Origin of the sequence: Marimonas arenosa (genome assembly GCF_030848945.1) — a bacterium.
Lineage (GTDB): Bacteria > Pseudomonadota > Alphaproteobacteria > Rhodobacterales > Rhodobacteraceae > Marimonas > Marimonas arenosa.
Genome location: NZ_JANHAX010000003.1, coordinates 594255 through 605058, shown reverse-complemented (window position 1 = coordinate 605058; position 10804 = coordinate 594255). Strand labels below are relative to the sequence as shown.

Here is a 10804-nt window from a genome sequence, read left to right as displayed (position 1 = left end):
TTTTGTTTTCCACTTAAAGAGGAAGCGCCGGGCCGTCACTATCGATCTAGGAGGCTCGTCGCGCGAGAGGATTGGCACCGTCATGTCTATGACAGTCAGGAACATTGATGACGTCCAGAAAGAACTCGGCGAAGCGCTGATCGCGTCGGGCAAGCTGGATCGCAGCGGCCTCGACCGCGCGATGCGGTTGCTCGACCAGACGACGGGCCACCATCTTCCCGACCTGCTGACCAAGCTGGGCCTGGTGCAGGAACGTGACCTCGCCGCCGCAATTGCCCGCCAACTCGGGCTCCGCCTGATCGCGTCGTCAGACATCCCGCAACAACCGCTCGAGATCGAGCACCTCAGCCCAAGGTTCCTGAAAACCCGCCGCATGCTGCCAATCGCGGACACACCCGATGGCCACTTCGTGGCCATGGCCGATCCGTTGGACAGCTTTTCGATCGAAGCGTTCTCGCTGGCGACGGAACGGCCCGTTGTTGTCGGGGTCGCCGAGCCGGCGCTTATAGAGAGTGCGATCGAGCGGCTCTATTCCGACCAAATCGGCGACGTTGCGGCGCAGACGACACCGGACACGGACAGCGAGGATATCGATGTCGAACGCCTGAGAGACCTCGCCAGCGAAGCACCCGTGGTGCAGTTGGTGAACTCACTTGTCGCCCGCGCGGTCGAGGCCCGTGCGTCGGATATCCATTTCGAGTCCTACGAACACGAGTTCCGCGTCCGCTACCGCATCGATGGGGTGCTGCAAGAACCGACACAGCTGCCCGAGCGGCTCCGCCCCGCGGTGATTTCTCGCCTGAAAATCATGGCCCGCCTCGACATTGCCGAACACCGGCTGCCCCAAGACGGGCGCGTAAAGACGGTTGTGCGCGGAAAACCCGTCGACATCCGTGTCTCGACATTGCCGGTGATGTACGGCGAATCGGTCGTCCTGCGCCTTCTCGACCGGGATGCCGTGGCGCTGGATTTCGACAAACTCGGCGTCCAGGCACCAGCCCGCGACCGGCTCGACGAAATCCTTCAGGTGCCACACGGCATCTTCGTCGTCACCGGACCGACCGGCAGCGGCAAGACGACAACGCTCTACGCCGCGCTCAGCGCGATCAACGAAGAGGGCAAGAAGCTGGTAACAGTTGAGGACCCGGTCGAATACCAATTGGAAGGGGTCAATCAGGTACCGGTGAAACCCTCGATCGGGCTGACCTTCGCGAATGTCCTGCGCTCGATCCTGAGACAGGATCCCGACATCATCATGGTCGGTGAAATCCGTGACGGAGACACCGCGCGCATCGCCGCGCAGGCGGCGCTGACCGGGCACCTGGTGCTGTCGACGCTGCACACCAACGACGCCGCCAGCGCGATCACCCGCTTTCTCGATATGGGCATCGAGGATTACCTTCTGACCTCAACGCTTGAGGGCGTTGCCGCGCAGCGGCTGGTGCGACGGCTTTGCCCGTCCTGCCGCGAGCCCTATGCCGCGTTGCCCGAGGTTATCGAACAGTTCGGCTTGCGGCGCTTTTCCGGCAACGGCGAAAGCGGAGAGGTCACCCTGTACAAGGCGCGCGGCTGCGACGAATGCCGCGGCCAAGGCTATCTGGGCCGGATCATGCTGGTCGAGGTGTTGACGATGAGCGATCATATCCGCAGCCTGATCCTGCGCCATGCCGAAGCCCAGGAACTGCACCGGGCCGCGGTTGCCGAAGGGATGCGCACGATGTTCGAAGATGGCCTGGCCAAGGTCGTCCAAGGCGTGACCACCCTGGAAGAAGTCATCCGGTCGACCGGGAAAGGATGAACCCTTGGCGGAGTTCGAGTACAAGGCACTCGCACGCAGCGGTGAGGTCGTCACCGGCCAGATCAGCTCGGACTCGCGTCAGGGTGCGATTGACGTCTTGCGACGTCGTGGCATGGCGCCGTTGCAGGTCATGGACGGCACGACAACGCGAAAAAGCTGGCTGTCACGGCTCGACCTGCGACGCCGGCGCAAGGCCGGCGACAAGGATCTCATGCTGTTCACCCGCGAATTCGCCATCCTGCTGCGCGCTGGGCTGCCGGTTGACCGCGCGTTGTCCATGCTCGATCGGATTCTGGAAGAAGGTCCGATGCGGGGTGTGCCAGGTGAGCTGCTGAAAGCCATCCAGAGCGGAAGTTCGCTTGCGGCGGGGCTGCAATCCCGGCCTGAGACTTTCCCAGCCTTCTACGTCGGCATGATCAAAGCCGGCGAGACAGGCGGAGTTTTGGTCGAGGTGCTGAACCGTCTCAGCACCATGCTCGAGCGGCGCGAGGCCTTGAAAGCCAGCGTCCGCTCTGCGCTGACCTATCCTTTGCTCGTGCTGATCCTGACCGGCCTGTCGCTGGTCGTGCTTCTGGTCTACGTCGTGCCGGAGTTTCGGCCGATGTTTGAAGAGACCGGCGTCGCCCCCCCGCTGCCGACACGCGTGGTTCTCGCGGTTTCGGACGCGGTGACCGAGTGGGGGTGGTTGCTGCTTGCCGGCCTCCTGGCGATTTTGCTCGCGATCCGGAGCTTGGGTCTGCGTGCGGATACGTCACGACGTTTTGATGCGTGGCTGCTTCGCGTGCCGGTGATCGGCGGCATCCTGCGCCGGATCGAAACTGCCCGCTTCTGCCGCAGCCTCGGGACTTTGCGTGCAAATGGCGTTGTCCTGGTCGAAGCCGTCGGCATCTCGGCGGGAACGCTTCAGAACCGCGCCTTTGCCGACGCCGTTCGTCAGATTTCCGGGCCGTTGTCGCGCGGCGAGGGACTCGCTGCGCCGATGCGGAAAACCGGACTTTTCCCGCCGCTGGCGCTTCAGCTTATCGAGGTCGGTGAGGAAAGCGGGGAATTGCACCAGATGCTGCTGCAGGTTGCCGACATCCATGACACCGAGGTAGAGCGAGAAGTCCAAAAGGCTCTTGCGCTGCTTGCACCGGCTGTCACTGTTCTGCTCGGCCTCATCATCGCGTTCATCGTCGGCTCCATGCTTGGCGCGATCCTCGGCTCCTACGAACTTGCGGTGTGAACGGGCCGGGACGAAACCAGAAAGGGAACGCGATGTCCGAGACTGACGAAGATATGCGCAGCTGTGATCGTACCGAACAGCGGAACCGGGAGCACGGCATGACGCTGGTCGAGCTTCTGGTGGTGCTGCTGATTCTGTCGATGATCGCGGCATTCGCAGTGCCCCAGGCCGTCAAGTACCTCGGCGGCGCGCGCAGCGATGCCGCAGCCGTGCAGATCGACAGGCTGGGCTCGATCCTCGATCTCTATGCGCTCGAGGTCGGCCGTTATCCAACCACCGACGAGGGCCTGCAGGCACTCGTGGAAGCGCCGCAAGGTGCATCGGAGCGCTGGAATGGACCGTACCTGCGAAAAGCCGACGCGCTGACCGATCCCTGGGGGCGTCCCTACGAGTATCGTGCGCCCGGAGAGCATGGACCGTTTGACCTCTACAGTCTCGGCGCCGATGGTGCCGAAGGCGGCGAAGGCGAAAATGCCGATGTCACGAGCTGGTGACGGAAAAGGCGCAAACCGGCGCGGGGCCGACGGGTTCACTCTGATCGAGCTTCTGGTCGTGATGACGCTGATGGCGCTCGTCGCGGCGCTGGCGACTCCGATGCTCGGCCGGGTGGTGCCCGGACTTGAGGTCAAGGCCGCAGCTCAAGACCTCGGCGGAGAACTACGCCGCGCCCGCAGCGTCGCCCTGCGGGACAACCGCGAAGCCACGGTGCTGATCGATGTTGCCGCCGGCAGCTATCGCGGTGCGGGCGAGGCGCGCGACGCAGAGCTGCCAAGCGGCGTGACCGTCGAGTTGGTGATGGCCCGTCGCGAACGGATCGACGATGACCGCGGGCGCATTCGGTTTTATCCTGACGGCACCTCGACGGGCGGACGCATCATTTTGGCCCGCGGGTCGGCACGCTACGAACTCGAGGTCGACTGGTTCGACGGCATGGTGAGGATGCATGAAACCGACGCGCGATAGCGGGTTCACCCTGATCGAGGTGCTGGTCGCCTTCGCCATTCTCGCGGTGACGTTTGGAGCCGTCTCAGGCGCGCTGTCCACCGGGATGACGCACGAGATTGCAGCCGAGCGCACCACGACGCGCGTGCTCGAGATGCGCTCGATTTTCGATCGGATCGGAACCGATATCCCACTTGCCGAAGGAACGTTCGAAGGCCGCCTGACAACCGGCGAGAGCTGGTCCATGACCGTCACCCGCCTCCCTGCCTACGGGCAAATACCGCCATTTTCGGCGTATGACGTTGTCCTTACGGTGCAGGGCGACAACGGTTCGGTGCTGTCGTTCCGTTCGATAGAATTGGGAGGCTAGCATGGTGCATCCCGACAATCGTTCAACCAGGCGCGACGATGTTGGCGAGGCGGGCTTTACCCTCGTCGAGGTACTCGTGTCCCTGACCCTTCTCGCGCTGATGTCGACGATAATGCTTGGAGGCTTCCAATTCGGCGCGCGAAGCTGGGACCGGGTCTCGACCGTGTCCGCAGAGCGCGACCGTGTCTACGCAACGCATGCGTTCCTGCGTCAGAGACTGGGCTCGCTTTCTCTCCCGAGCGGGCTGGCGCGCGAGGTAGATGAGACAACCCTTCCCATTGTCGGCAACGAAACCATGGTAAGCTTTCTGGCGTCGTGGCAGACGGGCCCCGTCGTCTCGGGGCTCTACCTGTTTCGGCTCTGGCACGATGACAGCGACGGCGGCAGGCTGATGCTGAGTTGGCAACAGCTGGTTGGCACCGAGACGGGTGGCGGCGAGGGGACTCGCGGCGAGCGGGTCCTGTTGGATGGCGTCGCGCAGCTACAGCTCGGCTATTTCGGGACCACGCGCGAAGCTCCGGGCGGTCTGTGGGCCAGCAACTGGGATACCCGGGCGGGCGGGCTGCGCCTGCTGAAACTGGAGGTCCAATTTTCCGATCCTCGCCGGCATTGGCCTGTTTTGATGGTTGCGCCCGGGATGTGATCCATGAACATGCCTCCGGAACCGAATGGCACGCCGGTGCAAAAGCCGTATGATGGCGATAAGTTGAGACGCGTTTGAAAGATGCTGGCAGAATTACAGGACATCACCCGCCGTTTTCTTTCGTGGTGGGGCAAGGAGCTTCGCGGGTGCCTCCCGCGCGGCCTGGCAGCGACTTTTTTCGGCTCCGAGGATGTGCTGGAGGTCGAAATCAGGCCCGACGAACTTTCGCTTGGCTTGCGCGACGATGGCACATTCGAGGAGCTGGGCACGGTCCCGATCGGTGCCGGCGATGTCGACAGTGCCGCAGCCGCAACGCGCAAACTGCTCGGGAGGCGTGCGTCGGCCCGGTCCGTGACCATTCGTCTGCCGCACAAACTGGCACTTGGGACTATCGTGGAGCTCCCGGTTGAGGCCGCCGACAATCTTGAGGAAGCACTTACTTTCGAACTCGACTCGTTCACCCCCTTCCCCACGGGTGAGGCATTGTTCGACTTTACGGTCTTGAATTCCGATGAGGAGTTGGAACGCTTGCGGATCGGGCTCTTGGTTGCCCGGCGACGTGATGTCGACAAGGCATTGGACTGGGCGCGCAGAATCGGCGTCCGGCCGGACCGCATAGCCGGACCGACCTCGGAAGAGCCAGCGCTTGATGCGTTTAACCTGCTGCCGCGCGCCGAACGCCGGCAACGAAGCCGATTTGTGCCACGCGCGGCGGCGGCTCTGGCGATTACAGCCTTGTCGTTTGCCGCCGCGACACAATTTGTCTGGTTCGATCGAAAGTCCGGCGAAATCGCGCGGTTGCAGGCGCTGGAAGAAGACCTGCGCGCCAAGGCGGGCGCCGCCGGAAAACTTCGTGACCGCGTGATCTACCTAACGGATCTCTCGCGACAGCTCACCGAAAAGAAAACCGGCGAGCCGATGGCAATCGCATTGCTCGACGAACTTTCCCGTGTCCTGCCTGAGAGCGATTGGCTGAGCAGTTGGTCGATCAACGGAAAGACGTTGAAGGCTTCCGGCTACTCCGCTGACCCGGCGGTGACCTTGCGGCTGATCGAGAGTTCTGACCTCCTCTCAGGCGCCCAATTCACCTCACCGCTGACCATAGACCCGCAACTCGGCAAAGAACGTTTCAACCTCGAAGCGACCGTGATTACGGAGCGGCAGCAGCAATGAGCGGTTTTACGCGCATATTGAACCGCCTGCTCGCGCTGATCTTGCTGGCAGGAGTCGCGGCAGTCTTGCTGTTTGCCGTCGTGTTACCCCTGCTGGACTGGCGGCGAGACACGCAGGACGAGCTTGCGCATACCCGCGATATGGTTAATCGGCTGCAACGGTCGAGCACGTCTCGCGACGACTACGAGGCGCAGATCGAGGCGCTTGCGCAGAAGATCGGCGAGAGCGACCTCTATATCCGCGGCGAGACAGAACCCTTAGCGGCGGCCGCGATACAGGAACACATCAAGGCCATCATCGCCAGCCACGGTGGCGGGCTGCGCAGCATGCAAAGCCTCGAATCCGAGGAAGAGGGCGACGTCATCCGTATCAGGGTCAGGATTGTGATGAACAGTTCACACGTGGAGTTTGTGAACGTGCTGCACGCGCTGGAAACCAGCGCGCCGTATCTCTTCGTCGACGCCCTTGAAGTTGCCACCTCGGCGGGTGGACGCGGGGCGTTGAAAAACGGCGGAGAAACCAAACTCGCGGTCGATCTCGTAGTCTATGGCTACCTTTTGCCAGAGGTGTCCGGATGACAGGGGCGCCGCGCGGTCTTGCTTTGCTCTTCGTGGCGGTTTTGGCAACGGCAGGTGCCGGCGTGGGCCTTTACCGCGAGTTGAGCCGCACCCCGTTGGAAAACCAAGCCTTACCCGGACCAGATGGCGAGCCTGAAGTTCAGGGGCTCAGCGACATTCTAAAGTATGATCCGCCGCCGCTCGCAGCATTCAACGCGGTTCTCGAGAAACCACTGTTCTCTCCCACTCGCCAGCCACCCGAGACAGTCGAGGACGACAGTACCCCGCCGGCAGAGGATCGCAGCGTGACATCTCCGCAACGGTTACGCGCAAAACTACTGGGAGTGGTGGTTTCCGAGTCCAGGCACCTGGCGATCCTCGAGGTTCCAAGCGAGCCGACTGTGGTCTACGTCTCAAAGGGTGAAGAGTTGCTTGGATGGACGCTGAAAGAATTGGGTCCTGATACAGTGGAATTCGAACGAAACGGAGAGACCGTAACACTCACACTGGAGTATGTGCCTTGATTGAATCCTCAAGTGAGCGTGGGTTAGGCCTCCGTGTCGTATAAGTGCTTTGATGCAACATGATGGCGCCTGAGTTTTGTCTCTGGGTTAGGCCCCTCCCGTTCTCCGTGGACACAACCGCACGGACCTGTTAGTGTTTTTAAAAGCGGAAGCGCCAAAAGAGCGCTCGTGCTAAGAGGCAGTCGAGTTGGTTAGATGGATAATGTCCGAAATCGGGTAGAGTCGGCCTGCATTCGCGTGCGGACAGCACTGATTTGCTCCGCCGTAGCACTGGGCCTCGCAGGCTGTGAGGAAATCGACAAGAAGTATGGTCCTCGAAGTCTGAAAGCTCCAAAGCCGATCTCGATGTCCGAGCCCGCGAACCCCGCAGCGGGTTTCAGAGGCGCCGGCATCGTGCGCGGTCGTGACGGGGCAACCCGCGACGCGCTCGTTCAGGGTGTGTTTGACTACGGCCGCGGCTTCGACGGGCAGAGTGCACGGCGTCAGTTGCAGGTCGCGACCGACGCGACGGGCGAGATGGTGACCCTGAATTTCGCCGAGGTCAGCATACGCGAAGTCGTCGACGCCGTGCTTGGCCAGACCCTCCAGGTACCTTACGTTTTAGATGAACGGGTCAGCGGAACGGTTACTGCAAGAACCACCGAGGCAATCCCGCGGTCGAACGTTATTCCCGTGTTGGAAAACATTCTGGCACTTCACGGCGCGGCATTGGTCAAGGATGCCGAGGTCTACAACGTGGTGCCGCGCGAGGCGGTGCCAAATCTGCCCAAAAGAGTGGTCACAGCAGGCAACGGCCCGCTCAGCCGGGGGGCCGGCGTCTATGTGATTCCGCTCGAACACGCGCCTGTCACATCGGTGGCTGAGGTCGTGGCAGGTCAGGTGGGGCAAGGAAGCCAGCTGGCCTCGGACAAGGACCGCAACATTTTGATCTTCACCGGGCCGGCAAGCGAAGCCCAGGTGATCGCCGAACTGGCCTCGATCTTGGACGTGGATGCACTCGAAGGTAAATCCTTCGCGCTGTTCCCAATCCAGACTGCCAGTGCCGAGAACATCGCCGGTGAGCTCCAGACCATGTTTGCGAACGAGGGCGAGTCGGTGCGCTTTCTTCCGATCAATCGGCTGAACGCGGTTCTGGCGGTCTCCCGCCGGCCAGCCACGCTGCGCCGCGTTGGAAAATGGGTCCGAAATCTCGATAAGGCCGACACACGAGCCGGTCAGCAAACCTTCGTGTACTATGCAAAGAACAGCCGCGCGGCAGAACTGGCAACCGTGCTCTCGGGAGCGTTCGACGTTTCCCCCTCAGGTGGAAATTCCCGATCGGGACAGACGCCCGTCGCGCCGGGGCTAGAGGCCGATCAATTGGTTACACCGGTCTCCGCCTCCGCCGAGGGCGATGACGCCGCCGGGGACGGCACGCCGCAACCGCAAAACCTTGCCGCTGCGACCACCGCGCCCGCGCGGTCCATCGGTTCTGGCGACAGCAACTCCGGCATCCGGATCGTGGCGGACGACTCGCGCAACGCGCTCGTCATCATGGCCAATGCCGAACAGATTTCACTGATCCGGGAGGTTCTGAACCGGATCGACGTGATGCCGTTGCAGGTTCTGATCGAGGCGACGATCGCCGAGGTCACGCTGAATGACGATCTGAGGTACGGCGTGCAATGGGCCCTCTCGGAGGGCAATTTTGCTCTCAACTGGGTCAATGCCTCAACCGGCGTGGTCGCCTCGGCCTTCCCGGGGTCGAACCTGGCCTACAACAAGGGCAATGCCCAAGCGGTTCTCAGCGCCTTGTCCGACGTCACCCAGGTCGAAGTGGTGTCCTCGCCGCAGCTCATGGTGCTCGACAACCAGTCGGCAAAGCTTCAAATCGGCGATCAGGTCCCCGTGCTGACGCAGAGCGCCGTATCTATCACCGATCCCGACGCCGTTGTCGTGAACTCGGTCCAGTACGTCGATACCGGCGTGATCTTCGAAGTGACCCCCAGGGTCAACGCAAGTGGTCTCGTGACTCTCGACATCCTGCAGGAGGTAAGCGACCCGGCCGCCACCCCGAATTCCGGCATCCAGTCGCCTACAATCCAGCAGCGTCGAATTCGAAGCACCGTCGCCGTCCAGAGCGGGTCGACCGTGGCCTTGGGCGGGTTGATCCGGGAACGGTCTTCGCGCGGAAAACGTGGCGTTCCGATGCTGATGGACGTTCCTGCTCTGGGCAACCTGTTCAAGACGAAGTCGAGAAGAGGCGATCGCACCGAACTCCTGGTATTGATTACGCCGCGGGTGATCCGCAATCCGGTCCAGGCTTGGGAAGTGGCGCATGAGCTCCGCGAACGCGTGAGCCTTTTGCGAGATTAGAAGAAAGGGTAAGTCAGCTGAAATGACCCGCTGCACCGGGTGCGCACCAGCGCACTTGTACCCGAAAAAGTCGCCGTCCTTCTATCAATCCAGGCAGCCCCTGACCCAAGTCGGCCAAGAGCCGCAGGCGTCCTGCGAAAATGCCGAGAAAGCCGCCGATGAAAGGCGCGGCGATCAGGAGGAAATTGAGCTTCCCATTTGAATCCGCTATTTTCACCGGGAGTTGTGTGGAAGCTCGCAGGCGACACCTTGGTCACCTTCGCCGGAGCAGCGACACCGGAGACCAAGTGTAGTGCCAGAGATGGATCCCAGCCCGCGGAGTGTCCGAGCCGGCGCAGGCCAACGCGGACTGGCGCTCGTGATGGTGCTTTGGGCCGCTGTGATCCTTGCCCTGATAGCTGGAAGCGTGACGCAGATTTCCCGGGGCGATCTCCGTCTCGCCCGAAATATTGCCGAGGCGACGGAAGCCGAACTCGCTGCAAATAGTGCGCTTCGGCGCGCCTTTTACGAGGTCGCTGCCGGGAGTATAGGTGGATGGCGCACGGACGGGGCCGTCTACGGCTGGCGGTTTGGACAGTCGGAAGTCCGGGTTTCGATAACGGATGAGCTCGGCCGGATCGACATAAACTTTGCGTCCACCGACTTGCTGACGGATCTGTTTGAGGCTGCCGGAGCGCGGTATCCGGAGGCCCTCGCCGAAGCGGTGGACGCCTTTCGGAAACAGCGCCGGGCCCAAACACTCCGGGCCGGGGTCTCGCCATCCGCCGACATACTGACCGAGCTGGGTCTCGGTGTCCCCTTCACGAGCACAGAGGACCTCCAGAACGTGGCGGGGATCAGCCAGGCCCTGGTCCAGCGTTTGCGCCCGTCGATCACGGTCTACAGCGGTCGAGCATTACCGGTCATCGCCGCCGCGCCGCCCCTGGTTCGCGCCGCCGTGAACGCAGCGGACATCTCGACATCAGCGATGCCAAACACATATCTGGAGGTGCCGGCTGAGGGTCTGACCGAGGCCCCAACCCTCCTGAGCGCACCCCCGGGACCGGGCACGCGCGGGTCCGGTGTCTATCGGATCCAGGCAGAGGCCCTGACCGCCGGCGGTTCCCATTTCGCCCGAGAGGCCGTTGTCGCTCTGAGAAGCAAACGCCAAAAAGTGCCCTACGATGTCCGTCTCTGGCGCCGCGGCGCGCGACTACATTTCCCGCATTCCCAGTAAA

At 62.4% G+C, this 10804-nt stretch carries 11 protein-coding genes; all 11 read left to right on the top strand.

What is annotated here, in order from left to right; genetic code table 11:
• The first annotated feature begins 82 nt into the window (after positions 1 to 82).
• The 11 genes from NO357_RS13120 (at position 83) to NO357_RS13070 (ending at position 10803) form a co-directional block, all read left to right on the top strand.
• Positions 83 to 1798, top strand: a complete 1716-nt coding sequence (locus NO357_RS13120) for a GspE/PulE family protein (RefSeq protein ID WP_306736125.1) — start codon at positions 83 to 85, stop codon at positions 1796 to 1798.
• A 4-nt stretch (positions 1799 to 1802) separates the two neighbouring features.
• Positions 1803 to 3023, top strand: a complete 1221-nt coding sequence (locus tag NO357_RS13115) for a type II secretion system F family protein (protein ID WP_306736124.1) — start codon at positions 1803 to 1805, stop codon at positions 3021 to 3023.
• A 32-nt stretch (positions 3024 to 3055) separates the two neighbouring features.
• Positions 3056 to 3517: a type II secretion system major pseudopilin GspG gene (gene gspG / locus NO357_RS13110; protein WP_306736123.1), complete on the top strand. Its 462-nt coding sequence runs from the start codon at positions 3056 to 3058 to the stop codon at positions 3515 to 3517.
• Entirely contained in the window at positions 3501 to 3986 is a 486-nt protein-coding gene (locus tag NO357_RS13105) for a GspH/FimT family pseudopilin (protein ID WP_306736122.1), read from the top strand. The genes gspG and NO357_RS13105 overlap by 17 nt, the downstream gene beginning before the upstream one ends.
• The gene (locus NO357_RS13100) at positions 3967 to 4335 is read left to right on the top strand and encodes a PulJ/GspJ family protein (RefSeq protein WP_306736121.1); all 369 of its coding nucleotides are present in this window, start codon (positions 3967 to 3969) and stop codon (positions 4333 to 4335) included. The genes NO357_RS13105 and NO357_RS13100 overlap by 20 nt, the downstream gene beginning before the upstream one ends.
• Position 4336: 1 nt before the next feature.
• Positions 4337 to 4978 (top strand): prepilin-type N-terminal cleavage/methylation domain-containing protein, encoded by a 642-nt coding sequence (locus tag NO357_RS13095; protein ID WP_306736120.1) that lies wholly within the window; start codon positions 4337 to 4339, stop codon positions 4976 to 4978.
• 81 nt (positions 4979 to 5059) lie between these two features.
• Positions 5060 to 6151, top strand: a complete 1092-nt coding sequence (locus tag NO357_RS13090; RefSeq protein ID WP_306736119.1) for a PilN domain-containing protein — start codon at positions 5060 to 5062, stop codon at positions 6149 to 6151.
• Positions 6148 to 6729, top strand: coding sequence for a type II secretion system protein GspM (gspM, locus tag NO357_RS13085; RefSeq protein ID WP_306736118.1), 582 nt, complete (start codon positions 6148 to 6150; stop codon positions 6727 to 6729). Before NO357_RS13090 ends, gspM begins: the two co-directional genes overlap by 4 nt.
• Complete coding sequence (locus tag NO357_RS13080; protein ID WP_306736117.1) at positions 6726 to 7232, top strand: type II secretion system protein N; 507 nt, start codon at positions 6726 to 6728, stop codon at positions 7230 to 7232. The genes gspM and NO357_RS13080 overlap by 4 nt, the downstream gene beginning before the upstream one ends.
• Positions 7233 to 7577: 345 nt before the next feature.
• The gene (gene gspD / locus NO357_RS13075) at positions 7578 to 9587 is read left to right on the top strand and encodes a type II secretion system secretin GspD (RefSeq protein ID WP_306736116.1); all 2010 of its coding nucleotides are present in this window, start codon (positions 7578 to 7580) and stop codon (positions 9585 to 9587) included.
• Positions 9588 to 9948: 361 nt separating this feature from the next.
• A complete protein-coding gene (locus NO357_RS13070; RefSeq protein ID WP_306736115.1) occupies positions 9949 to 10803 on the top strand; it encodes a ComEA family DNA-binding protein in 855 nt (284 codons plus the stop codon).
• Position 10804: the final 1 nt, after the last annotated feature.

What these genes read in the sequence shown, in the direction of transcription:
- NO357_RS13120 (WP_306736125.1), top strand. Translation starts at nt 83, where the DNA reads ATGTCTATGACAGTCAGGAACATTGATGACGTCCAGAAAGAACTCGGC.
- gspG (WP_306736123.1), top strand. Translation starts at nt 3,056, where the DNA reads ATGTCCGAGACTGACGAAGATATGCGCAGCTGTGATCGTACCGAACAG.
- NO357_RS13105 (WP_306736122.1), top strand. Translation starts at nt 3,501, where the DNA reads ATGTCACGAGCTGGTGACGGAAAAGGCGCAAACCGGCGCGGGGCCGAC.
- NO357_RS13100 (WP_306736121.1), top strand. Translation starts at nt 3,967, where the DNA reads ATGAAACCGACGCGCGATAGCGGGTTCACCCTGATCGAGGTGCTGGTC.
- NO357_RS13095 (WP_306736120.1), top strand. Translation starts at nt 4,337, where the DNA reads ATGGTGCATCCCGACAATCGTTCAACCAGGCGCGACGATGTTGGCGAG.
- NO357_RS13090 (WP_306736119.1), top strand. Translation starts at nt 5,060, where the DNA reads ATGCTGGCAGAATTACAGGACATCACCCGCCGTTTTCTTTCGTGGTGG.
- gspM (WP_306736118.1), top strand. Translation starts at nt 6,148, where the DNA reads ATGAGCGGTTTTACGCGCATATTGAACCGCCTGCTCGCGCTGATCTTG.
- NO357_RS13080 (WP_306736117.1), top strand. Translation starts at nt 6,726, where the DNA reads ATGACAGGGGCGCCGCGCGGTCTTGCTTTGCTCTTCGTGGCGGTTTTG.
- gspD (WP_306736116.1), top strand. Translation starts at nt 7,578, where the DNA reads ATGTCCGAGCCCGCGAACCCCGCAGCGGGTTTCAGAGGCGCCGGCATC.
- NO357_RS13070 (WP_306736115.1), top strand. Translation starts at nt 9,949, where the DNA reads ATGGTGCTTTGGGCCGCTGTGATCCTTGCCCTGATAGCTGGAAGCGTG.